This is a genomic window from Variovorax boronicumulans (genome assembly GCF_029892485.1).
GTDB lineage: Bacteria > Pseudomonadota > Gammaproteobacteria > Burkholderiales > Burkholderiaceae_C > Variovorax > Variovorax boronicumulans_B.
Genome location: NZ_JARXVG010000004.1, coordinates 254263 through 275665, shown reverse-complemented (window position 1 = coordinate 275665; position 21403 = coordinate 254263). Strand labels below are relative to the sequence as shown.

Genomic DNA, 21403 nt, shown 5'->3' with positions numbered 1-21403 from the left:
CGCAAAATAATGTGGACGCCGTCCATTTTCTTTGTTATCTTTTGTGGACGGCGTACACAAGATGCCGGCAAACATCCGATTCACCTCCTTCACCGACACAGAAAGACACCATGGCCAACAAGCAGATCTTCGTGAACCTCCCCGTCAAGAACCTCGAGAAGACCAAGGCGTTCTTCGCCGCGCTGGGCTACACCTTCAACGAGAAGTTCACCGACGCCAATGCCGCATGCATGGTCATCCAGGAAGGCAGCATCCACGCGATGCTGCTGGTCGAGGACTTCTTCAAGACCTTCACGAGCAAGAGCATCACCGACACCGGCACGAGCACCGAGGTGCTGCTGTGCCTCTCGTGCGAGAGCCGCGCCGAGGTCGACGCGATGGTCGCCAAGGCCGTCGCCGCGGGCGGGACGGTGCCGCGCGAGCCGCAGGACTACGGCTTCATGTACGGCCACGGTTTCCAGGACATCGACGGCCACCTCTGGGAGCTGATGTACATGGACCCGAACGCCGAAGTGACGCACCAGAACCCCTGATGCCGCGGCGCTGAAGGCAAGAGCGATGCCCATCGTTCCATACGCGCTCTTCACTGTTGCGCCAAAGCCCCCTACGGGAAGGCGACGGCGCCCCGATATTCCTTCCACTGGCACGGCATCATCGGCCGAGCCCCCCATGGAAAGGAATATCGGCATGTCCGACAACAACGACAGCAAGAGCCCCATCGTCCAGGTCAACCCGCTCGGCTTCCCCTGGCAGACGATCGACCCGTTCCTCTTTTGCGTCTATCACGACGACGCCTACCCCAAGGCCAACGGCCGCATGGGCCCCGAGGCCTCGCTGGCCGGCCGCCAGATCGGCCAGGACTTCAGCCGCAAGGACGGCTGGAGCATGTACCACGGCGACACGGTGCCGGGCTTTCCCTCGCACCCGCACCGCGGCTTCGAGACGGTGACCATCGTGCGCAAGGGCCTGGTCGACCATTCCGATTCGCTGGGCGCCACCGCGCGCTTCGGCGGCGGCGACGTGCAGTGGCTCACGGCCGGCAAGGGCATCGTGCACTCCGAGATGTTCCCGCTGCTGGACGCGGGCGCGCCCAATCCGCTGGAGCTGTTCCAGATCTGGCTCAACCTGCCGGCGAAGAACAAGATGGCCGAGCCGCACTTCACGATGTTCTGGTCGGACGCGATTCCGCGCTTCGCTTCGGACGACGCGAAGGGCGGCCGCACCGAGGTGGCCGTCATCGCGGGCCGGCTCGGCGATACCGCCAACGGGCAGGACCCGATCCAGCCGCTCGCGCCGCCGCCCGCTTCGTGGGCCGCAGAGGACGACGCCGACGTGGCGATCTGGACGATCAAGATGACGCCAGGCGCGCAGTGGACGCTGCCGCCCGCCACGGGCGAAGGCACGCGGCGGATGCTCTATTTCTTCAAGGGCGCGGCCGCGCAGATCGGCGGCGAGCGCATCGAAGGGCCGGCCGCGGTCGAACTGCGCGCGGACGCGGCCGTCGAGCTGGTCAACGGCGACGAAGAGAGCGAGTTCCTCGTGCTGCAGGGCCGCCCGATCGCCGAGCCGGTGGCCCAATACGGCCCCTTCGTGATGAACACGCAGGCCGAGATCAGCCAGACCATGGCCGACTACCGGCGCACGCAGTTCGGCGGCTGGCCCTGGGGCGATTCGGCACCGGTGCACGCCGCTCATGCCGCGCGCTTTGCGCGGCATCCGGGTGGGCGCGAAGAAATGCCGGCAGCGAAATAAGAGCGGGTCTTTTCGCGAAACACCGAGGAACCGGCTTTGCCGGGCCTCAGGTGTTGCCCCCGGCAGGGGGTTGGAGAAGCGACACGAAGTGCGCGCAGCCTGGGGGCGAGCCGATCAGAACGTCTTGAGTGCCTCGATGCTGGGCGCGGTCATGCTGGGCACGAATTCCGTGATGTCCACGCGCGCCACGCCGCCCTGCACGAACGGGTCGCGCGCCAGCACCGCTTCCAGCGCCGCGCGGTCGCCCGAGCGCGTCAGGATCACCCCTCCCGTGCGCGGCACCTGCCGGCCCGAGGCCACGAACAGGCCGCTCTCGTAGTGCTTCTTGAGCCACACCATGTGCGGATCCATCAGCGCATCGACTTCTTCGAGAGGGCGGATGTAGGTGAGGGTAACGATGAACATGAGGCAGGAGGATCGCTGTGAATACGGAAGCTCCGATCCTATGGCCTCGGCAGGGTACCCAGCGCACCAGTGTGTGCGCGCGCGTAACGGCGCGACCTCGCCCTATTCGATGGCGACGCCGCCTTCCTTCACCAACTTCGCGAATCTGGCGGTTTCCTCCCGGATCTGCCGCGCCATGTCTTCCTGCGAGCCGCCCAGGGGCTCCGCGCCGATGGCCTGCATGCGCAGGGCGAAGTCGGGCGACTTGATGATCTTGACCATCTCGGCGTTGAGCCGCGCCACGATGTCCTTGGGCGTCGCGGCCGGCGCGAGCACGCCGAACCAGGTGCCGATATCGAAGCCCTTGAGGCCCGCCTCCTCCAGCGTGGGCACGTCGGGCAACACCGACGAGCGGCGCGCCGTGGTCACGGCCAGCGCCCGCAGCTTGCCGCCCTTGATGTGCTGCAGCACCGGCGTGATGGTGTCGAAGGACATCGCCACCTGCCCGCCAAGCAGGTCGGTGGTGAGCGGTCCGCTGCCCTTGTAGGGCACGTGCAGCAGCGTGGTGCCGGTGCTGGCCTGGAACTGCGTGCCGATCAGGTGCTGCGCGGTGCCGTTGCCGTTCGAGCCGTAGGCCAGCTTGTCGGGCGTGGCCTTGGCGAGCGCGATCAGCTCGGCCACGTTCTTCGCGGGCGTGTGGGCCGGGTTGATGACGAGCACGTTGGGCACCATCGCCACGACGGTGATGGGCGCCAGGTCTTTCTGGAAGTCGTAGGGCAGCTTCTTGTAGACGCTGGTGGCGATGGTGTGGTGCACCGCACCCATCAGCAGCGTGTAGCCATCGGGTTTGGCCTTCGCGACGTAGTCGGCGCCGAGCGTGGCACCGGCGCCGGGCTTGCTCTCCACCACCACCGGCTGGCCGAGCGACTGCGAGAGCTTGTCGGCCAGCGCACGTGCCAGCACGTCGGTGGTGCCACCGGCCGGGAACGGCACGACGAGGCTGATCGGCCGCGTGGGCCATGCGGCCGGTTGCGCGAAGGCCAGTGCGGCGACGCCGAGGCCGAGCGCCATCGCGCCAGCCTGAAGCATCGTGCGACGGCGACGCGCACGCTTGTTGAAAGTGAAAGCTGTCATGGTCTTGTCTCCGGCTCGTTGTGGTCGTGATGTCCGCGCGCATCGAGGCGCGCTGTGACTGCGGTGAAGGAATCAGGCCGCGAGGCGTTGCCGCGCGCCGGCGATGTGTTCGCACACGGCGCGCGTCACCTGCTCGGTGGTCGCGCTGCCGCCGAGGTCGCGCGTGTGCAGCGAAGCGTTGGCGGTCACGTGCTCGACCGCCTCCATCACCCGGCGCGCCGCCTCCGCTTCGCCGAGGTGCTCGAGCAGCATCACGACCGACCAGAAGGTGCCGACCGGGTTGGCCAGCCCCTTGCCCATGATGTCGAAGGCCGAACCGTGGATGGGTTCGAACATCGACGGGTAGCGGCGCTCCGGATCGATGTTGCCGGTGGGCGCGATGCCCAGGCTGCCGGCGAGCGCGGCGGCGAGGTCGCTGAGGATGTCGGCGTGCAGGTTGGTTGCGACGATGGTGTCGAGCGAGGCGGGCCGGTTGACCATGCGTGCGGTGCAGGCGTCGACCAGTTCCTTGTCCCAGGTCACGTCGGGAAATTCCTTGGAGATCTGCAGCGCGATCTCGTCCCACATCACCATCGCGTGGCGCTGCGCGTTGCTCTTGGTGACCACGGTGAGCAGCTTGCGCGGCCGCGAGCGGGCCAGCTTGAAGGCGAACCGCATGATGCGTTCGACGCCCGCGCGGGTCATCATGCTCACGTCGGTCGCGGCTTCGATCGGATGGCCCTGGTGCACGCGGCCGCCGACGCCGGCGTATTCGCCCTCGGAGTTCTCGCGCACGATCACCCAATCGAGCTGCCCCGGCGCACAGCGCTTGAGCGGACCGTCGATGCCCGGCAGGATGCGCGTGGGCCGCACGTTGGCGTACTGGTCGAAACCCTGGCAGATCTTCAGGCGCAGGCCCCAGAGCGTGATGTGGTCGGGAATGTGCGGATCGCCCGCGGAGCCGAAGAGGATGGCGTCCTTTCCGCGGAGGGCCTCGAGGCCGTCGGCCGGCATCATCTCGCCGTGCGCGCGGTACCAGTCGCCGCCCCAGCCGAAGTCTTCGAAGGCGAAGTGCAACGCGCCGCCGGAGGCCGCGGCCAGCGCCTCCATCACTTCGCGTCCGGCCGGGATCACTTCCTTGCCGATGCCGTCGCCGGGAATGGTGGCAATGGTGTAGCTGCTCATCGTCGTCTTTCAATGGAATGCTTCTGGAAGCCGCCACTGTAGGATTCGAAGCGCCGAACGATTCACGCCCGAAGTGAATCCATCCTTAACCTCAGATCAACAATCGGATCGCCCATGGTTTCTCCGATCCAACCGGCCGAACTCGGCTTCTTCTCGACCCTTGCGGCCTGCGGCAGCCTGAGCGCTGCGGCACGCGAACTGGGCATCAGCACGCCGGCCGTGAGCAAGCGGCTCGCGCAGATGGAGGCGCGCATCGGCGTCACGCTGGTGAACCGCACCACGCGGCGCATGAGCCTCACGCCCGAGGGCGAGCTCTATGTGGAACATGCGCGCGGCATCCTCGGCGCGATCGACGACATGGCGCAGCTGCTGGGCGAGGCGAAGGCCGAGCCGCGCGGCCTGTTGCGCGTGAACGCGACGCTGGGCTTCGGGCGCAGCCACGTCGCGGCGCTGATCTCGAAGTTCGCGCGCAAGCATCCGGAAGTCGAGGTTCAGCTGCAGTTGTCGGTGAATCCGCCACCGCTTACCGACGATGCCTTCGACGTCTGCATCCGCTTCGGCGCGCCGCCCGAATCGCGCGTGATCGCGCGGCGCATCGCGTCGAACCGGCGCCTGTTGTGCGCCTCGCCCGCGTACCTTGCGCGCGCCGGCCATCCCAAGGTGCCCAACGACCTCACGCGCCACCGCTGCATCGGCATCCGCCAGGGCGACGAGGCTTATGGCGTGTGGCGCCTGAGCTCGGGCCGCGGCGCCGCGCAGCACACCGAGGCTATCAAGACGCGCGGCGCGCTCAGCACCAACGACGGCGAGATCGCGGTCAACTGGGCGCTCGACGGCCACGGCATCCTGATGCGCGCCGAGTGGGACATCGCGCGGTACCTGCGCAGCGGCCGGCTGGTGCAGGTGCTGGCCAACTACCGCACGCCCGATGCCGACATCTACGCGGTGTACCCCCAACGTCATCAGCTGTCGGCGCGCGTGAGAGCTTTCGTTGACTTCATGGCGGCCGCGCTTGAAAACGGCAGCATCCGGTGACATCTGCAGAGAGACCGCCGCGACCCGAATCGGCGGCTTTCTGCTACCGTATTTTTCATCGCTGATTGCCCACCGGAGAACCGCTCATGCCGCTTCGCCCGCCACCGATCCTGCCGCCCGGCTTCGTACCGCCGTACCTGCTGGACCGGCTCGCGGCGCACGCCGATGCGCCGGTCAGCGCACGCGCGGCCAACACGCTGATGATCGATCGCGAGCACCGCGGGCTGCGCGAATTCCTCGCGCCCAAGGTGTCGTCGGCGCCTGCACCGCAGTACGCGAAGCACAGCTCGCCCGAACGCAAGATCCATGACGCCGGCAACACCACGCAACTGCCCGGCAAGCTGATCCGCGCAGAGGGCCAGCCCGCCAGCAAGGACGTGGCGGTCGACGAAGCCTACGACGCCCTGGGCGCGACCTGGCGCCTGTACCGCGACATCTACGAGCGCGACTCCATCGACGGAGCGGGCATGCCGCTCTCGGGCAGCGTGCACTACGGCAACGACTACGACAACGCTTTCTGGAACGGCACGCAGATGGTGTTCGGCGATGGCGACGGCGAGGTGTTCAACCGCTTCACCATCGCCGTGGACATCATCGGCCACGAACTCACGCACGGCGTGATCGACCACGAGTCGGGATTGGTCTACCAGGGCCAGTCGGGCGCGCTCAACGAATCGATCTGCGACGTGTTCGGCGCGCTCGTGAAGCAGCATGTGCTCAAGCAGACGGCGCAACAGGCCGACTGGCTGGTGGGCGCGGGACTCTTCAAGGACGCGGTGAAGGCGCGCGCCCTGCGCTCGATGGCCCAGCCCGGCACCGCGTACGACGACCCGGTGCTCGGCAAGGACCCGCAACCGGCGCACATGAATGACATCGTCGTCACGCGGCAGGACAATGGCGGTGTGCACATCAACTCCGGCATTCCCAATCGCGCCTTCCATCTCGCCGCCACCGCCATCGAAGGCCCGGCGTGGGAGACGGCCGGGCGCATCTGGTACGACACCGTGTGCGACCGCCGGTTGAAGCAGGACGCCGATTTCGCCGCCTTCGCCGAACTGACCGCGAGCGCCGCGGCCAAGCGCTTTGGCGCCGGCAGCGCGGCGCACAAGGCGGTCATTGCCGCATGGAACACCGTGGGAGTCACCGCATCATGATTCACCTGCCGCCCCTGAACGACGCCACCATCGTGCGCGTGACGCGCGAAGGCGGCATCGCCTACCTGCCGGGTCTCGCCCGGCCGCGCAGCTTCCAGCTGGGCGACTGCACCGATGAGCTGCGCCAGCAGATCGACGACGCACTGCAAAGCGCCGCGCCGCACGCCGAAGAAAGCAGTGCGGCCTCGCCGGGCGGCGACCAGCGCATCTACCGCGTGGAGGTGGTGATGGAGAGCACAGCCACTGCGAGTTCGGTCAGCTTCGACGTGCCCGAGACCGACGCGCCCGCGGCGCTGGTGCATCTCTGGAAAGATGCCGGGAAGCGCCGCAAGAGCTGATCAACCGCCGGCGATCACCGAACCGATCAGCCACACGTTGGCCGCGCTGATCACACCGAACAGACCCCAGGCCAGCAGCTTCACCACCGGACCGTTGGCGAAACCGCCCATCATGTCGCGGCTGCTCGTGAAGCGGATCAAGGGCCACATCGCAAACGGCAGCTGGAAGCTCAGCACCACCTGGCTCAGCACCAGCATCTTCCCCACGCCGCCATCGCCGAACCACCAGACGCCGAGGAACGCCGGGCCCAGCGCGAGTGCGCGTGTGAGCAGGCGGCGCTGCCAGCACGGGATCTTCAGGTCGAGAAAACCTTCCATGATGATCTGGCCCGCGATGGTGCCGGTGAAGGTCGAGCTCTGGCCCGAGGCGAGCAGCGCGATGCCGAACAGCGTGGCCGCGAACGCGCTGCCGACGATGGGCTCGATGAGCCGGTAGGCATCGTCGATCTCGGTCACGTCCTGGTGGCCGGTTGCGTGGAAGGCGCTGGCCGCGAGCACCATGATGGCCGCGTTGACCAGCAGCGCGAGCGACAGCGACACCACCGCATCGAGCGTGCAGAAGCGCACCGCCTCGCGCCGCGCCGCATCGGTGTCGGCGATGAGCCGCGTCTGCACGATGGATGAATGCAGGTACAGGTTGTGCGGCATCACGGTCGCGCCAACCACGCCGATGGCAAGGTACAGCGCGCCCGGCTGCTGCAGCCGCTCGAAGCTGGGCGCAAAGCCCATCGCCACGCCCAACCAGTTGGGCTGCGACATCGCGAGCTCGACGATGAAGCAGCCCGCGATGGTGCCGACCAGCCCGAGCACGATGGCCTCCACCCGCCGGAAGCCCGCGCCCTGCAAGCCCAGCACGAGCAGCGTGTCGAAGGCCGTGATGGCGATGCCGACCGGAATCGACACGCCGAACAGCAGGTGCAGTGCGAGCGCGCTGCCCAGCACCTCGGCGAGGTCGCAGGCCACGATCGCCAGCTCGGCACCGAGCCAGAGGAAGCGGTTCACGCGCGGCGAATAGTGTTCGCGGCAGGCGCGCGCCAGGTCCTTCTGCGCGACCAGCCCGAGCCGCACGCACAGCGTCTGCAAGAGCATCGCCGCCAGGCTCGCGAGCAGCACCACGAAGAGCAGGCCGTAGCCGAAGCGCGAGCCCGCCTCGATGTCGGTCGCCCAGTTGCCCGGGTCCATGTAGCCCACCGACACCAGGAGGCCCGGGCCCGCATAGCGCAGGAGCTTCTTGCCGAAGGGCAGGTCCTGCGGGACCGCCACGCTGCCCTTGACTTCGGAGGGGCAGAAGGGCGCGGTGGCCGTGCGGGGCAGGGGAAAGAACATGCGCGCGATGATAGGGTGGCGCGCGGGTCTCGTGCGAGACCCGCGCCGGGGCGGCGGACCTCTTAGATTCGACGCTTCCCAACCCAACAACACACCGGAGCATTCCAATGATTCACGTAGTCGCTGTCATCACCGCCAAGCCGGGCCAACGCGCCAAACTGCTCGAAGCCTTCGCCGCCAACCGCGAGGCCGTGCTGGCCGAAGAGGGCTGCATCGAGTACGGCGCCACGGTCGATGCGCAGGGCGTTCCCACCTCGAAGGCGAGCTTCGGCCCCGACACTTTCGTGGTGATCGAGAAGTGGGAAACGCTGGCGCACCTGCAGGCTCACGGCGTCGCACCGCACATGAAAGCCCATGGCGAGAAGACCAGGGAGCTGGTCGAGGCCAAGCTGATCCACGTGCTCGAACCGGTCTGAGGTTCTTCCCTTAGCGGCCTTCGCGCGGGGCGCGGGGCGTGCTACCTTCGCGCCGGGGAGCAGACAACTCGGACGAGGACTCAAGACATGGTGATCTTCACCGGACCGCATGGTTTGCGCTTGCACGCCGTCGCCGCAAGGCTAGGCGCATTCGCCGTGGTGCTGCTGGCCACAGGCTGCGCACAGCTGAGCGCGCCGCCCTATGCCGCCGACTATGAAGCGCTCGACCGGCTCGAGGCGAACAACCCCGGCAAGGTGGCGGTTGCCAAGGTGCAGCCGACCGACCCGAACGACAAGATCAACACGCTGAGCCTGCGCCGCGCGAAGCTGGTGTCGCCCAGCGGCACCTTTGCCCAGTACCTCGAAGACGCGCTGATGCGCGACCTGAGCGAGATCTCCGTCTACGACCCGAAGGCGCCGACACGCATCACAGCGCGGATCGTCGTCAATGAACTGGACCTCGGCGTGATCAATGGCACCGGCCGCATGGACGTGGAACTCACCGTCACGCGCGATGCGGCGCAGAAACTGCGCAAGACCTACCGCGGCGAGATCGCCTTCGATTCGAGCTACGCGAACATCGTGGCCGTGCCCGCCGGGCAGGCGGCGTATCCGCGGCTGGTGCGTGCGCTGCTGCGGCAGGTGTATGCGGACCCGCAATTCGTCGCGGCCATTGCGCCGTAGGTCTGGAGACGCACCATGGCATTTCTGTCTTTCCCGCATCCCCGGCTGGCCGCGGCGCTGGCCACGGCCATCGTGCTGGCCGGCTGCTCCCATCCGATCACGATGATCACCGAGACAGCGCCACCGCGCTCCGTCGCCCATCTGATCCCGAAGAAGGTCGCCTACGTGATGACCGATGCGCAGCGCGACCTGCAGGTGACCACTGCCGGCGGCAGCGGCGACCGGGTGAGCTACTACCCGTACCGCGACTTGGAGAAGTCGATTCGCGACGCACTGCGCGGGGTGTACCGCAACGTGATTGTCGTGCGCACCGCCGGCGATGCGAAGGCGAATGAAGTAGCGGGCGTGTCGCTGGTGTTCACGCCGCAGATCAAGACGGATTCGAGTTCGTCGTCATGGGTCACCTGGCCGCCGACCTCGTTCACGGCCGAGGTGCTGTGCGTGGTGAGCAACGCCGCCGGGGTCGAAGTGACCCGCGTGCGTGCAACCGGTAGCGGTGCGGCGGAGTTCGGCGAGTTCAATGGCGACTACGGGCTGGCAGCGCGGCGCGCGGCCAGGCAGCTGACTTCGCAGCTCAGCAGCGAGATTCGGAAGAACGAGAAGCTGCAGTGATCGGGCCGTTGCACTTGCCTGATCATTGCGGCCATGCATGAAATCGAAACCATCTGGGACGACGCCGAAACCCGCGCGCTGCCCTTGGCGCGCGCGTTGGCTCGCATGGAGCTGGCGTTCGGAAACTGGGACCTGACCAACACGCCCGGCGATGCGCTCGAAGCCGCGATTCATTCGGCCTGGTTCAGCGTTGTCGCATCGGCGCGCGAAGCCGAGGTGTCGCTCGATCCACCATTCATTGCATCGTTGCACGCGCTGATCGCCAGCCCCATCGGAGCGCCCGGCGAGGGGATCTTCCGCGAAGGGGTGTCGCCGTTGGACTGGGCGACGTTCAAGAGCGCACTCGACGACACCGCGCTGGAATACGGCTTGGCCGGCAACACGGAAGCCTGGGTGCTTGCCCAGTTGTACTGGGGCACGCATCTGGACTCGCTCATGCTGTCCGTGGCCTGGCTGCTCAGCGGTGGAATCCGCCTGCAAGCGGGAATGCGGATGCTCGTGCCGGACGCGAGGCACGATGCGGCATTGAAACAACGTTTGGCATGGGCCGGCCCCGGCTCCCATGACGCGGAGAGCCTGCGTGGGCTCTTCGGGTCTTACCAATCGGAGCAGGAACTGGACTCCTCAACGCCATGAAAAAACGCGCCCTCAGGCGCGTTTTTCGTTGAAGCCGCGAAGTCTTACTTCGACACGACCTTCACCATCTCCAGGCACTTGTTCGAGTAGCCCCATTCGTTGTCGTACCAGCTCACGAGCTTCACGAAGGTGCTGTCCAGGGCGATGCCGGCTTCGGCGTCGAAGATCGAGGTGCGCGGGTCGCCGCGGAAATCGGTGGCCACCACCTTGTCTTCGGTGTAGCCCAGCACGCCCTTGAGCGCGCCTTCGCTCTGTGCCTTCATTTCGGCGCAGATTTCCTTGTACGTGGCTTCCTTCTCGAGCTCGACGACGAGGTCGACCACCGACACGTCGGAGGTCGGCACGCGGAAGCTCATGCCGGTGAGCTTCTTGTTGAGCTCGGGGATCACCACGCCCACGGCCTTGGCTGCGCCAGTGCTCGAAGGAATGATGTTTTCCAGGATGCCGCGGCCGCCGCGCCAGTCCTTGTTGCTCGGGCCGTCCACGGTCTTCTGCGTGGCGGTGGCGGCGTGCACGGTGGTCATCAGGCCGCGCTTGATGCCCCACTTGTCGTGCAGCACCTTGGCCAGCGGGGCCAGGCAGTTGGTGGTGCAGCTGGCGTTGCTGATGATGGCTTCGCCGGCGTACTTCTTGTCGTTCACGCCGTAGACGAACATGGGGGTGTCGTCCTTCGACGGGGCCGAAAGAATGACCTTCTTGGCGCCCGCGTCGATGTGCTTCTGCGCCGTTTCCTTCGTGAGGAAGAGGCCGGTCGATTCGAGCACGATGTCGGCGCCGACTTCGTTCCACTTGAGCTGCGACGGGTCGCGCTCTTGCGTGAGGCGGATCTTCTTGCCGTTGACGATCAGCGTGTTGCCTTCGACCGTGACTTCACCCTTGAAGCGACCATGCACCGAGTCGTACTGGAGCATGTAGGCGAGGTAGTCGGGCTCGAGCAAGTCGTTGATGGCAACGATCTCGATGTCGTTCTTGAAGTTCTGCACCGCTGCGCGCAGCACGTTGCGACCGATGCGGCCGAAGCCGTTGATACCGAGTTTGATAGCCATCTGACTTGCTCCTAAGGTTGAAAAATTGGTGATCGGACGGGAAGAAGCGCCAAGGGACGATCAGTCCCGCAGCGCCGCTTCCACGGTGGCGGCGAGGTTTTCCGCCGTGAACCCGAAATGCTTGAACAGCTCCGGCGCCGGTGCCGATTCGCCGTACGTGTCGATGCCCACGACGGCCGCGCAGCCGTACTTCCACCAGCCGCCGGTGCAGCCCATCTCGACGGCGATGCGCGGAATCTTCTTGGGCAGCACGGCCTTCTTGTAGGCGACGTCCTGGCGGTCGAAGGTGGTGGTCGAAGGCATTGAGACCACGCGCACGGCGATCTTCTTGTCGGCCAGGAGCTTCTGGGCAGCCAGCGCGAGCGGCACCTCGGAGCCGGTGGCGATGATGACCGCCGCGGTCTTCTTGCTCTTGAGGCCCACGGTCTCGGGCTCGGACAGCACGTACGCACCGCGGCTGATGTCACCCAGTTCCTTCTTCGGCGCGTAGGCGATGTTCTGGCGGCTCAGCAGCAGCGCGGTCGGGCGCGACTGGTTCTGCAGCGCCACGGCCCAGGCCACGGCCGTTTCGGCGGTGTCGCCCGGACGCCAGACGTCCAGGTTCGGAATCAGGCGCAGCGAGGCGGCGTGCTCGATCGACTGGTGCGTCGGGCCGTCTTCGCCGAGGCCGATGGAGTCGTGCGTGAACACATGGATCACGCGGCGCTTCATCAGCGCAGCCATGCGGATGGCGTTGCGGCTGTAGTCGCTGAAGGTCAGGAAGGTGCCGCCATAGGGGATGTAGCCGCCATGCAGCGCCACGCCGTTCATGATGGCCGCCATGCCGAACTCGCGCACGCCGTAGTTGATGTGGCGGCCGATGGTGCCGTGCGGCACTTCGGCCGGGGCTTCGGGCTTGGCTTCGTCTTCGGCGCCTTGCTTGGCTTCTACAGCCGGCACGTTCATGACCACGGCACCGGTCTTCGCATCGAAGCGCAGCGCCGCGGTGCTCTTGGTGTTGGTGAGGTTCGAGCCGGTCAGGTCGGCGCTGCCGCCGAGCATTTCGGGCAGCGCGGCCGTGAAGGCTTCCAGCGCGAGCTGGCTGGCCTTGCGGCTGGCGACGGTCTCGCCCTTGGTGTGGGCGGCGACCACGGTGTCGAAGGCGACCTGGTGGAAGTTCTTGGGCAGCTCGCCCTTCATGCGGCGGGTGAACTCGGCGGCCAGGTCGGGGAAGGCCGCGGCATAGGCGGCGAACTTCTCGTTCCAGGCGGCTTCGGTCCTGGCGCCAGCGTCCTTGTGGTCCCAGTCGGCGTACACCTCGGCCGGAATCTCGAAGGGCGCGTAGTGCCAGTCGATCGCATCGCGGGTGAGCTTGATTTCTTCGGCGCCCAGCGCCTCGCCGTGCGCCTTGGCGGTGCCGGCGCGGTTCGGGCTGCCCTTGCCGATGGTCGTCTTGCAGATGATCAGCGTGGGCTTCGATTCTTCCTTCTTCGCCTTGGCGATGGCCTTGGACACGTCTTTCGCGTCGTTGCCGTCGATCGGGCCGATCACGTTCCAGCCGTAGGCCTTGAAGCGTTCTTCGGTGTTGTCGATGAACCAGGGCTTGACCTGGCCGTCGATGCTGATGCCGTTGTCGTCGTACAGCGCGATCAGCTTGTTCAGGTGCCAGGCGCCGGCGAGGGCGCAGGCTTCGTGGCTGATGCCTTCCATCATGCAACCGTCGCCGAGGAACGCGTAGGTGTGGTGGTCGACGATGTCGTGGTTCACCTTGCCGACCTGGCGGTTGAACTCCGCGGCGAGCAGCTTTTCGGCAAGCGCGAAGCCGACCGCGTTGGTGATGCCCTGGCCCAGCGGGCCGGTGGTGGTTTCCACGCCGGGGGTCACGTCGATCTCGGGGTGGCCGGCGGTCTTGCTGTGCAGCTGGCGGAAGTGCTTGAGCTCTTCCATCGGCAGGTTGTAGCCCGTGAGGTGCAGCACCGCGTACAGCAGCATCGAGGCGTGGCCGTTGGAGAGCACGAAGCGGTCGCGGTCGAACCAGTGCGGGTTGGCCGGGTTGTAGCGCAGGTGATCGCCCCAGAGCGCGACGGCCATGTCGGCCATGCCCATCGGTGCACCGGGATGCCCGGAATTTGCTTGTTGGACGGCATCCATAGCCAGAGCGCGGATTGCGTTGGCCATCAGGGCGTGGTTTGCCATGTGCGGTGGACTTTCTGGGGGAAAAGGGAAGGTTGGGGTCGGGAGAACCCGTGATTTTACCGGGCGAGCCCTGGCCGGCCTCGATACGGCCTGAACACCCTTGTGATGCTCTTGTGCGGCGGGCCGGCTGCTAGAGTTGCCACCCATGCAAGGGCTGCACCTCACCGCCGATCTCCACGACTGCCAATGCGGTCTCCAATGGCTCACCGACGGCCCTGCGCTGGGCGCGGTCTGCATCAAGGCGGTGACAGCCGCGGGGCTGCAGGCGGTGGGCAAGATCGTCCATTCCTTTCCGGCCACGCCGCAAGGGCCGGGCGGCGTGACGGCCACGGTGCTGCTGGCCGAATCGCACCTGTGCATCCACACCTGGCCCGAGCAGCGCGGCGTGACGCTCGACGTGTACGTCTGCAATTTCGGCGGCGACCATTCGGCCAAGGCGCATGCGCTGATGGCGTGCCTGGTGTCGCTGTTCCAGCCGGCCCACAGCGAACGCAACGAGCTGCAGCGCGGCCGCATAGCAGCGTGAGCAGGACGATTTCCGTCCGGGCGATGATCCTGGCCGCCGGCCGCGGCGAGCGCATGCGCCCGCTGACCGACGCCATGCCCAAGCCCCTGCTCGAAGTGCGCGGCAAGCCGCTCATGCAGTGGCCGATGGAAGCACTGGCCGACGGCGGCTTCGCCGATCTGGTGGTCAACACGGACTGGCTGGGCGCGCAGATTTCTTCCCGCTTCGGCGCAAGCCCCTTGCTGGACGGGCATGGCACGCTATCGATTTCATACTCCGACGAGGGCCGCGACTTCGGCGGCGCGCTGGAGACGGCCGGCGGCATCGTGCGCGCACTGCCTCTTCTGGGCGAGGTGTTCTGGGTCGCGGCTGGCGACGTCTTCGCGCCCGATTTCCGCTTCACGCAGGCTTCGGTAGACCGCTTCCTGGCCAGCGGCAAGCTCGCGCACCTGTGGCTGGTGCCGAACCCGGCGCACAACCTCAAGGGCGACTTCGGCCTCTCCGCCGAAGGCTTGGCGCTCAATACAGCCGCCCAGAAGCACACCTTCTCGACCATCGGCCTCTACCGCGCCGCCCTGTTCGCCCCGCCTTACTGCAACGTCCCGCCCGGCAACCCGTCCGGCGTCAAGGTCCCATTGGCCCCGATCCTGCGGGCCGCGATGGACAATGAACTGGTGAGCGCCGAGCTCTACACCCGCCCCTGGACCGATGTGGGAACCCCCGAACGGCTTGCCCAACTGAACACCACGCCAAGATGACCTCCGCAGACACCACCACGATCTACGCCGAGCGCCGCGCGCGCCTCGCCTCGCAACTGGGCAAGGACGGCATCGCCATCATCCCGACCGCTCCCGAGCGCCCGCGCAACCGCGACACCGACTTCCTCTACCGCCACGACAGCTACTTCTATTACCTGACCGGCTTCACCGAGCCGAACGCCTGGCTGGTGCTGGCCGGCGACGGCCGCGCCACGCTGTTCTGCGCGCCCAAGGACCTGGAACGCGAGATCTGGGACGGCTATCGCCTCGGCCCCGAGGCCGCGCCCGCGGCGCTCGGTGTCGACGAGGCCTTCTCGGCCGCCGACCTCGACGCGAAGCTCCCCAAGCTGCTGGAGAACCGCTCGACCGTGTGGTTTCCGTTCGCGATCCACAAGGGCCTGGAGACCCGCATCGACGGCTGGCTGCAATCGGTGCGCGCGCGCGTGCGCTATGGCGCGCTGTGCCCCGAGGAGCAGCGCGACCTGTGCGGCCCGCTCGACGAGATGCGCCTGATCAAAGACGCGCACGAGCAGGACATCATGCGGCGCGCCGCACAGATCAGCGCCCGCGCCCACGTGCGCGCGATGCAGCTGTCGTCCCGCATGCTGCGCGAAGGCAAGGACGTGCGCGAATACCACCTGGACGCCGAGCTGCTGCACGAATTCCGCTTCGGCGGCTCGCAGTACCCGGCGTACTACTCCATCGTCGCGGCCGGCGCCAACGCCTGCGTGCTGCATTACCGCGCCGACGCCGCGCCGCTGCGCAAAGGCGAGCTGGTACTGATCGACGCGGGCTGCGAGCTCGACGGCTACGCGAGCGACATCACCCGCACCTTCCCGGCCGACGGCAAGTTCACCGGCCCGCAGCGCGCGCTGTACGACCTCGTGCTCGCGAGCCAGGACGCATCGGCCGCCGCCACCAAGGCCGGCAACCGCTTCACCGACCCGCACGACGCCGCGGTGCGGGTGCTGGCGCAGGGCATGCTCGACTTCGGCCTGCTCGATGCCAACAAGGTCGGCAGCGTGGACGACGTGATCGACTCGCGCGCCTACTTCCAGTTCTACATGCACCGCACCGGCCACTGGCTGGGCATGGACGTGCACGACTGCGGCAGCTACGTGGAGCCCACCCAGGTGGGCGAAGTGAGCGAGCGAAAAGATCCGCTGTCGAACGAGGTCATCAAGAACCGCCCGAGCCGCATCCTGCAGCCCGGCATGGTGCTGACGCTGGAGCCCGGCATCTACGTGCGGCCGGCCGACGGCGTGCCTGAGCAGTTCCACAACATCGGCATCCGCATCGAGGACGATGCGATCGTCACGGCGACGGGTTGCGAGCTGATTTCGCGCGGCGTGCCGGTGAAGGCGGATGAGATCGAGGCGTTGATGCGCGGCTGATCGCCGTCCGCGGGCGGCGTACCAGGCCAGTGACGACCAGCTCAAGCGACCGCTAGGCGCCCAAGACCTTCAACACCCAGGCCGGCTGCCGCGCCGCGTGCCTCTGTACCTGCCCACCGATAACCGATGCAACCAGTTGCGGGCCGCCCAGTTCGACATCGGCGCCGTCGAACAACATCGCAAGCTGCACCTGCCGCACCGCCAGCCGCAAGTGCTCAACGGTGCGCGGGTAGCGCGCCAGGATCCTGTCCGCCGGAACGTTGTGGCCGCCTTCGCTCACGCGTTGCTGGACGCGCGTGAGCAGCCGGCGCGGCTCGTCGACGCACACCACGTACAGCACCACCTCGAAGCCGCGCGCCTGCGCATCGGCAATGAGCTGCAGCTTGGAGGGATGCGAGAACACCGTCTCGCTCACGAACGAGCGCTGTTCCTCAAGGCAGGCCTCGCGCGCGCCATCGGCCCAGGCACGGGCGGCCTCGGAGCGCTTGAGCGCATTGCGGATGTGGCCGAGATGCTCGCGCTCGTGGACATCGGCATTGATGAACGGCAGCTGCGGATAGCGCGGCTGGATCAGGTAGCGGTACAGCGTCGACTTGCCGGCCCCGTTGGGTCCGGCAATCAGATGAAACACCGGCATGCGAGATGAGGTTCAGGCCGCCTTGCGCGACCGGGGGGCCGGGGCGGCCCTGGCACGGTTCTCGGCCACGGCGGCCTGGGCACGCTGGGCCAGCACGCCCGACTGCGCCAGCGCGAGCACATGGTCATGCAGCGCCCCGAGCTCGGGCGACAGGGCGGTGGGCGCCGGCTCGGTCATGTAGAGAGGCGATTCCTCGCGCGCAATCAGCGCCTGGCTGTCCTGCACGGTCAGGCCTGCGCGTTCGAGCGCACGGCCCAGCGTTGCCCAGTATTCGATCTGGCTCGCGACAGAGCGGCGCATGGGCTGGGCCGCATCGCGCGCCTTGTCCACGAGCGATGCGGGCAGCTTGACGGAAGCGAAGGCAGTGGGTGTTGCCATGGAATTTCTCCTGATTGGCGCATTTTGCGCCAATCGGGAAAACCGGGCCACCCGTGCGCCTACTTCGCCTGCAGCAGCGCGGCGGCTTCGAGCAGCACCAGCTCGTTGTCGTCCGCCTTGTTCGGCTCGCGGCTGCTCGAGAAGGGCAGATTGTTGTCGTTGCCGACCACGATGTGCGTGGCATCGACCACGTCGACGTTCTCGATGGTGAAGAACGGGAATTTCAGGACGCCGTCGTTCAGCGGCTTGCGCGCGAGCTTGTCCGGGTCGGCGATGTTCAGCAGGTCGATGTAGCCGATCTTGCGCACCGCGCCGCCGACATTCGCATCGCTCAGCTCGACCTTGTAGACGCGCTTGAACTTCGCGATGTCGTGGAAGCAGTCGGTGCGCTTCTGGCCTTCGGGGCAGGCCTTGTCGCTCGTGCCTTCGCCGTTGTCGCGCTCGATGATCAAACCGGTGGTGCCGTCGATCATGTTGAAGTCGCCGATGGCGTTGCCGTTGACTTCGAGCAGGTACTTCCAGTGGCGGCCCGTCCATTTCTCGGTGACCACGTCGAACTCCAGCACGCGCAGGGCTTCCTTGCCGTCGACGCGTTCGTAGTCCTTGGCGTCGGCATTCCACACCGGGCCTTCGAGCAGCGCGTAGAGCTTGCTGCCGTCCTTCGACGAGGCCATGCCTTCGAATCCCTTGGAGCGCTTGATCTGGAAGTCGACCCCTCCGTTTGGCAAGCCCGGCACGCCCGGCGTGGTGACGGCTGGGTGATCGGGCGAGCGCACGGCCTTGCCGTCCACCTGCGTGTCGAACACCGCGAGCACCTTGCCCTTCAGGTCGGCCTTGATCAGGAAGGGGCCGAACTCCTCGCCGATCCACAGCGCGCCGCCAGCGAACTGGAAACTCTCGGGGTCGAAGTCCGAGCCCGTCAGGTAGCGCTGCTTCGTGCCTTCGTGAACGATGCGGAATGGCACCTTCTTGTCGGGATCGTGCAGGAAGATCGTGTTCAGGCGATGGAACTTGCCGCTCTTGAAGTCCACCTTGTAGTGGTTCAGGTAGAGCATGAAGTCGGGCGAGTTGGCCTTCGCGCCAGCGCCGTTGTCGGTGAGGATCCAGAACGAGCCGTCGTCCATCTTCTTGATGCCCGAGTGGCCCTGAAGCGGTTGGCCCTTGAAGGGCACCGAGACACCGGTGCCGCGGCCACCCGAAAGGCCTTCGACCGTGCCCAGCGCCTCGACGCGCTTGCCCGAGGTGAACTTGCCGCTGGTCTGCAGGTCGGCTGGCGCATCCTTGGGCGCGGCGACGAAGCTTTGCGCGGGCAGCACGGCGTGGCCGGCGAGCGTGGCGGGGAAGGCGGTCTGTGCGGCCGCGCTGCCGCAGGCGAGCGCGGTGGCGAGGGCGATGAAGGAGAGGGAGGCGAGACGCGTCATGGGCAGAAGAAAGGTTTCAGTCGAAACGCGAGACCATGCCGATTGCACGTGACGGCGCCGTGACATCCACCGGGCTCAAGGTGCGATGTCGACCGTCACTTCGCGCGACTCGGCGCGGCCTTGGTCATCGACCGCACGCAGCACGTAGCGCCGGCCCGAGTCCGCCATGTCGGGCATCCAGGTGATGCCTTCGCCGGGCGCGGCGCGGCCGATCAATGCGTCATCGGCAAACCAGTAGATCGTCTGCGTGCCCGCAGCCGCTTCGGCGCGCAGCACGAGAGGCTCGGGCTTCTTCACGCGCAGCGTGTGCCGCACGCCGCGCAGGGGCGAGGTGATGAGCGGCGCCGTTTCCGAGGCCTCGCCCTTCTCGCAGCCATCGGTCGGCAGGCTTGCGCGCGGCAAGCCGGCCTGGCGGAACAGCCGGCGCATGTCGCTGCCCCATTGCTCGACCACCTGCTGCCGCGCATTGGGCTGCGGCCCGCACACCACCTTGCCGGTCGTCTCGTCGACCCACACGGCGCGGTGCAGGTTGCTGACCTGGATCGGCGACTTGCCGGCGATGAACCATGTCGTGGTGCGCACCGGGCACAGCGCATCGGGCAGCCCGCCTGTCGCCGTGCACACCTCGACCTGCCGCAGGTCAGCCGGCTGCCGCGTCGCGATCTCGCCGAGGTCCAGCCGCTCGGCGCGCAGCGCATCGACCATGCGCAGGAACAACGGTGCGGCCGCATCCACGCCCACGAGCGCGGGGTTGCTCGTGCCGTCGAAATTGCCGACCCACACCACGAGCACATGGCGGCCGAATACGCCTGCAGTCCACGCATCGCGGAAGCCCCATGACGTACCCGTCTTCCATGCGATGGCGGGGCGCGCCGGCAGTGTGGTGTCGGGACGCGGCGTGTGGCGCAGCATGTCGAGCGTGATGAACGACGCCTCTTCGCTCAAGAGGCGCAGCGGCTGCACCGGTCGCTCGTCGGGCGCGGGCTGGGTGTAGCGCAGCGGCTGCGAGATGCCGCCGTTCGCCAGCGTGGCGTAGAGGCCCGCGAGTTCCTCGGGCGTGACCTCGCCGCCGCCCAGCACCAGCGCGAGGCCGTAGTGCGATTCGCTCTGCAGCTTCTGCACGCCCCCGAGCCGCATGAAGTCGTAGAGCCCGGGCTTGGAGAGCTTCGCGGCCACGGACACCGCCGGGATGTTGCGGCTGCGAATCAGCGCCTCCTGCGCGGAGAGCGGGCCGGCGAAGCGATGGTCGAAGTTCTCTGGCGTGTAGGGACCGAAGGACGTCGGCGCGTCCTTCAGCATCGTCTTCGGATGCAGCAGCCCCTGGTCGAGCGCGAGCGCATAGATGAAGGGCTTGAGCGTGGACCCCGGCGACCGCTTGGCCTGCGTGCCGTTGACCTGCCCCGCGATCGCGTCGTTGTGCCAGTCGGCCGAGCCGATCAGCGCGCGCACCTGCATGGTCGAGGCGTCGAGCAGCAGCGCGCTCGCGTTGGTCATGCCCACGTCGGCGTGCGTGCGCAGGTACTGGCCCATCACGCGTTCGAGCGTGGCCTGCATGCGCAGGTCGATGGTGGTGCGCACTTCCTGCACACCGCGCTCCTGCGCGAGCAGCATGTCGGTGGCGTGCGGCGCAAGAAAGGGGAGGCTGCCGCGCGACTGCGCCGAGAGCGCGAGCTGTGCATCGGGCGCATGCTGCTTCGCGGTGGGATCGCGCTCGGCCCACAGCGCCCACAGGCGTTCGCGCGCCGATTGCAGCTCGGCATTGCGGCCGCGCTCGGCAATGCGCTTGACGGGGTTCTGCGGAATCACCGCAAGCGTCAGCGCCTCGGGCAGGCTGAGCTTGGCGGCGTCCTTGCGGAAGTAGATGAGGCTCGCGGCCTGCACACCTTCGATGTTGCCGCCGTAGGGCGCGGTGTTGAGGTAGGCCTCGAGGATCTCGCGCTTGCCGAAGCGCGCTTCGAGCCAGAGCGCCGCGCCGATCTGCGCGATCTTGCCCATGGCGGTGCGGCTGTCGATGCCGTAGACGCGCCGCGCGAGCTGCATCGTGAGCGTCGAGCCGCCCTGCCTGCGCTCGCCGCTGGCGATGCGCCACGCGCTGCGTGCGAGCGCGGCGGGGTTGACGCCGGGATGCGCGTAGAAGCGGCGGTCTTCGTACAGCAGCACGGCATCGACCAGCGTTGGCGAGATGCGGTCGAGCGGCACCCAGAGGCGGTATTGCTCATCGCTTGCAAGCGTGAGGCGCAGCAGTTCACCGCTCTGCGCGTACACGGCGCGCGAGCTGCCGACGGTTTCGCTGAGCGGGGCGTGGGGCCAGAGGCGCAGCACGGCGAGCAGCAGCGCGATCAACGCGAAAGCCACAAGCGTTCGCCGCGCGCGCCCTCTCTTGCTCCCTCTCCCGCTTGCGGGAGAGGGTTGGGGTGAGGGCTGCGGCGATGGATCGAGCACAGTGGTCATGGA

At 67.3% G+C, this 21403-nt stretch carries 22 protein-coding genes; 12 read left to right on the top strand and 10 right to left on the bottom strand.

The features are described 5' to 3' along the window. Positions 1-110: 110 nt before the first annotated feature. Together M2282_RS11740 and M2282_RS11735 are read left to right on the top strand one after the other, a co-directional pair. The gene (locus M2282_RS11740) at positions 111-533 is read left to right on the top strand and encodes a VOC family protein (protein ID WP_280808964.1); all 423 of its coding nucleotides are present in this window, start codon (positions 111-113) and stop codon (positions 531-533) included. A gap of 154 nt (positions 534-687) precedes the next feature. Next, the gene (locus tag M2282_RS11735; RefSeq protein ID WP_280808963.1) at positions 688-1752 is read left to right on the top strand and encodes a pirin family protein; all 1065 of its coding nucleotides are present in this window, start codon (positions 688-690) and stop codon (positions 1750-1752) included. Between the two features lie 114 nt (positions 1753-1866). Here the strand turns inward: M2282_RS11735 and M2282_RS11730 are convergent, their stop codons facing one another. The 3 genes from M2282_RS11730 to M2282_RS11720 form a co-directional block, all read right to left on the bottom strand. After that, positions 1867-2157, bottom strand: a complete 291-nt coding sequence (locus M2282_RS11730; RefSeq protein WP_280808962.1) for a YciI family protein — start codon at positions 2155-2157, stop codon at positions 1867-1869. Positions 2158-2259: 102 nt separating this feature from the next. Then, entirely contained in the window at positions 2260-3270 is a 1011-nt protein-coding gene (locus M2282_RS11725) for a tripartite tricarboxylate transporter substrate binding protein (RefSeq protein ID WP_280808961.1), read from the bottom strand. A gap of 72 nt (positions 3271-3342) precedes the next feature. Then, positions 3343-4434: a tartrate dehydrogenase gene (locus M2282_RS11720; RefSeq protein WP_280808960.1), complete on the bottom strand. Its 1092-nt coding sequence runs from the start codon at positions 4432-4434 to the stop codon at positions 3343-3345. A 114-nt stretch (positions 4435-4548) separates the two neighbouring features. Here M2282_RS11720 and M2282_RS11715 point away from each other — a divergent pair, with 114 nt between their 5' ends. From M2282_RS11715 to M2282_RS11705, 3 genes are all read left to right on the top strand, one after another. Continuing rightward, positions 4549-5469 (top strand): LysR family transcriptional regulator, encoded by a 921-nt coding sequence (locus tag M2282_RS11715; protein ID WP_280808959.1) that lies wholly within the window; start codon positions 4549-4551, stop codon positions 5467-5469. An 86-nt stretch (positions 5470-5555) separates the two neighbouring features. Beyond that, a complete protein-coding gene (locus M2282_RS11710) occupies positions 5556-6623 on the top strand; it encodes a M4 family metallopeptidase (protein WP_280808958.1) in 1068 nt (355 codons plus the stop codon). Beyond that, positions 6620-6961, top strand: coding sequence for a protealysin inhibitor emfourin (locus M2282_RS11705; protein WP_280808957.1), 342 nt, complete (start codon positions 6620-6622; stop codon positions 6959-6961). Before M2282_RS11710 ends, M2282_RS11705 begins: the two co-directional genes overlap by 4 nt. Here the strand turns inward: M2282_RS11705 and M2282_RS11700 are convergent, their stop codons facing one another. Beyond that, on the bottom strand, positions 6962-8287 hold the full coding sequence (locus M2282_RS11700) for an Nramp family divalent metal transporter (protein WP_280808956.1): 1326 nt from the start codon (positions 8285-8287) through the stop codon (positions 6962-6964). It abuts the gene before it with no gap. Between the two features lie 107 nt (positions 8288-8394). Here M2282_RS11700 and M2282_RS11695 point away from each other — a divergent pair, with 107 nt between their 5' ends. The 4 genes from M2282_RS11695 to M2282_RS11680 all read left to right on the top strand — a co-directional run bounded on the left by M2282_RS11695 (position 8395) and on the right by M2282_RS11680 (position 10635). Beyond that, on the top strand, positions 8395-8703 hold the full coding sequence (locus M2282_RS11695; protein WP_280808955.1) for a putative quinol monooxygenase: 309 nt from the start codon (positions 8395-8397) through the stop codon (positions 8701-8703). A gap of 87 nt (positions 8704-8790) precedes the next feature. Next, positions 8791-9387 carry a hypothetical protein gene (locus M2282_RS11690; protein WP_280808954.1) on the top strand — a complete coding sequence of 199 codons (597 nt, stop codon included), beginning with the start codon at positions 8791-8793 and terminating at the stop codon, positions 9385-9387. Between the two features lie 15 nt (positions 9388-9402). Further along, positions 9403-9999: a hypothetical protein gene (locus M2282_RS11685; RefSeq protein WP_280808953.1), complete on the top strand. Its 597-nt coding sequence runs from the start codon at positions 9403-9405 to the stop codon at positions 9997-9999. 33 nt (positions 10000-10032) lie between these two features. Beyond that, complete coding sequence (locus M2282_RS11680; protein ID WP_280808952.1) at positions 10033-10635, top strand: hypothetical protein; 603 nt, start codon at positions 10033-10035, stop codon at positions 10633-10635. Positions 10636-10679: 44 nt separating this feature from the next. On the opposite strand, the gene gap is transcribed toward M2282_RS11680, so the two are convergent. Continuing rightward, positions 10680-11681 (bottom strand): type I glyceraldehyde-3-phosphate dehydrogenase, encoded by a 1002-nt coding sequence (gene gap / locus M2282_RS11675; protein WP_257863071.1) that lies wholly within the window; start codon positions 11679-11681, stop codon positions 10680-10682. A 60-nt stretch (positions 11682-11741) separates the two neighbouring features. Continuing rightward, the gene (locus tag M2282_RS11670) at positions 11742-13856 is read right to left on the bottom strand and encodes a transketolase family protein (RefSeq protein ID WP_280808951.1); all 2115 of its coding nucleotides are present in this window, start codon (positions 13854-13856) and stop codon (positions 11742-11744) included. Positions 13857-14001: 145 nt separating this feature from the next. Here M2282_RS11670 and speD point away from each other — a divergent pair, with 145 nt between their 5' ends. Genes speD through M2282_RS11655 form a run of 3 tightly spaced genes read left to right on the top strand, consistent with a single transcriptional unit; the run spans position 14002 to position 16513 of the window. Further along, complete coding sequence (gene speD / locus M2282_RS11665; protein WP_280808950.1) at positions 14002-14382, top strand: adenosylmethionine decarboxylase; 381 nt, start codon at positions 14002-14004, stop codon at positions 14380-14382. A 23-nt stretch (positions 14383-14405) separates the two neighbouring features. Continuing rightward, entirely contained in the window at positions 14406-15119 is a 714-nt protein-coding gene (locus M2282_RS11660; protein ID WP_280809183.1) for a nucleotidyltransferase family protein, read from the top strand. Beyond that, a complete protein-coding gene (locus M2282_RS11655; protein ID WP_280808949.1) occupies positions 15116-16513 on the top strand; it encodes an aminopeptidase P N-terminal domain-containing protein in 1398 nt (465 codons plus the stop codon). Before M2282_RS11660 ends, M2282_RS11655 begins: the two co-directional genes overlap by 4 nt. A gap of 52 nt (positions 16514-16565) precedes the next feature. Here the strand turns inward: M2282_RS11655 and M2282_RS11650 are convergent, their stop codons facing one another. The 4 genes from M2282_RS11650 to pbpC all read right to left on the bottom strand — a co-directional run bounded on the left by M2282_RS11650 (position 16566) and on the right by pbpC (position 21400). Beyond that, positions 16566-17150, bottom strand: a complete 585-nt coding sequence (locus M2282_RS11650) for a zeta toxin family protein (protein WP_280808948.1) — start codon at positions 17148-17150, stop codon at positions 16566-16568. A gap of 12 nt (positions 17151-17162) precedes the next feature. Next, positions 17163-17528, bottom strand: coding sequence for a TA system antitoxin ParD family protein (locus M2282_RS11645; RefSeq protein WP_280808947.1), 366 nt, complete (start codon positions 17526-17528; stop codon positions 17163-17165). A 59-nt stretch (positions 17529-17587) separates the two neighbouring features. Next, positions 17588-18949 carry an esterase-like activity of phytase family protein gene (locus M2282_RS11640; protein WP_280808946.1) on the bottom strand — a complete coding sequence of 454 codons (1362 nt, stop codon included), beginning with the start codon at positions 18947-18949 and terminating at the stop codon, positions 17588-17590. Positions 18950-19024: 75 nt separating this feature from the next. Then, positions 19025-21400 carry a penicillin-binding protein 1C gene (gene pbpC / locus M2282_RS11635; protein WP_432422893.1) on the bottom strand — a complete coding sequence of 792 codons (2376 nt, stop codon included), beginning with the start codon at positions 21398-21400 and terminating at the stop codon, positions 19025-19027. Positions 21401-21403: the final 3 nt, after the last annotated feature.

Coding starts and splice junctions, on each gene's coding strand:
- M2282_RS11695 (WP_280808955.1), top strand. CDS start 8,395: ATGATTCACGTAGTCGCTGTCATCACCGCCAAGCCGGGCCAACGCGCC.
- gap (WP_257863071.1), bottom strand. CDS start 11,681: ATGGCTATCAAACTCGGTATCAACGGCTTCGGCCGCATCGGTCGCAAC.
- M2282_RS11705 (WP_280808957.1), top strand. CDS start 6,620: ATGATTCACCTGCCGCCCCTGAACGACGCCACCATCGTGCGCGTGACG.
- M2282_RS11720 (WP_280808960.1), bottom strand. CDS start 4,434: ATGAGCAGCTACACCATTGCCACCATTCCCGGCGACGGCATCGGCAAG.
- M2282_RS11740 (WP_280808964.1), top strand. CDS start 111: ATGGCCAACAAGCAGATCTTCGTGAACCTCCCCGTCAAGAACCTCGAG.
- M2282_RS11660 (WP_280809183.1), top strand. CDS start 14,406: ATGATCCTGGCCGCCGGCCGCGGCGAGCGCATGCGCCCGCTGACCGAC.
- M2282_RS11650 (WP_280808948.1), bottom strand. CDS start 17,150: ATGCCGGTGTTTCATCTGATTGCCGGACCCAACGGGGCCGGCAAGTCG.
- pbpC (WP_432422893.1), bottom strand. CDS start 21,400: ATGACCACTGTGCTCGATCCATCGCCGCAGCCCTCACCCCAACCCTCT.
- M2282_RS11725 (WP_280808961.1), bottom strand. CDS start 3,270: ATGACAGCTTTCACTTTCAACAAGCGTGCGCGTCGCCGTCGCACGATG.
- M2282_RS11670 (WP_280808951.1), bottom strand. CDS start 13,856: ATGGCAAACCACGCCCTGATGGCCAACGCAATCCGCGCTCTGGCTATG.
- M2282_RS11710 (WP_280808958.1), top strand. CDS start 5,556: ATGCCGCTTCGCCCGCCACCGATCCTGCCGCCCGGCTTCGTACCGCCG.
- M2282_RS11640 (WP_280808946.1), bottom strand. CDS start 18,949: ATGACGCGTCTCGCCTCCCTCTCCTTCATCGCCCTCGCCACCGCGCTC.
- M2282_RS11715 (WP_280808959.1), top strand. CDS start 4,549: ATGGTTTCTCCGATCCAACCGGCCGAACTCGGCTTCTTCTCGACCCTT.
- M2282_RS11730 (WP_280808962.1), bottom strand. CDS start 2,157: ATGTTCATCGTTACCCTCACCTACATCCGCCCTCTCGAAGAAGTCGAT.
- M2282_RS11685 (WP_280808953.1), top strand. CDS start 9,403: ATGGCATTTCTGTCTTTCCCGCATCCCCGGCTGGCCGCGGCGCTGGCC.
- speD (WP_280808950.1), top strand. CDS start 14,002: ATGCAAGGGCTGCACCTCACCGCCGATCTCCACGACTGCCAATGCGGT.
- M2282_RS11735 (WP_280808963.1), top strand. CDS start 688: ATGTCCGACAACAACGACAGCAAGAGCCCCATCGTCCAGGTCAACCCG.
- M2282_RS11690 (WP_280808954.1), top strand. CDS start 8,791: ATGGTGATCTTCACCGGACCGCATGGTTTGCGCTTGCACGCCGTCGCC.
- M2282_RS11645 (WP_280808947.1), bottom strand. CDS start 17,528: ATGGCAACACCCACTGCCTTCGCTTCCGTCAAGCTGCCCGCATCGCTC.
- M2282_RS11680 (WP_280808952.1), top strand. CDS start 10,033: ATGCATGAAATCGAAACCATCTGGGACGACGCCGAAACCCGCGCGCTG.
- M2282_RS11700 (WP_280808956.1), bottom strand. CDS start 8,287: ATGTTCTTTCCCCTGCCCCGCACGGCCACCGCGCCCTTCTGCCCCTCC.
- M2282_RS11655 (WP_280808949.1), top strand. CDS start 15,116: ATGACCTCCGCAGACACCACCACGATCTACGCCGAGCGCCGCGCGCGC.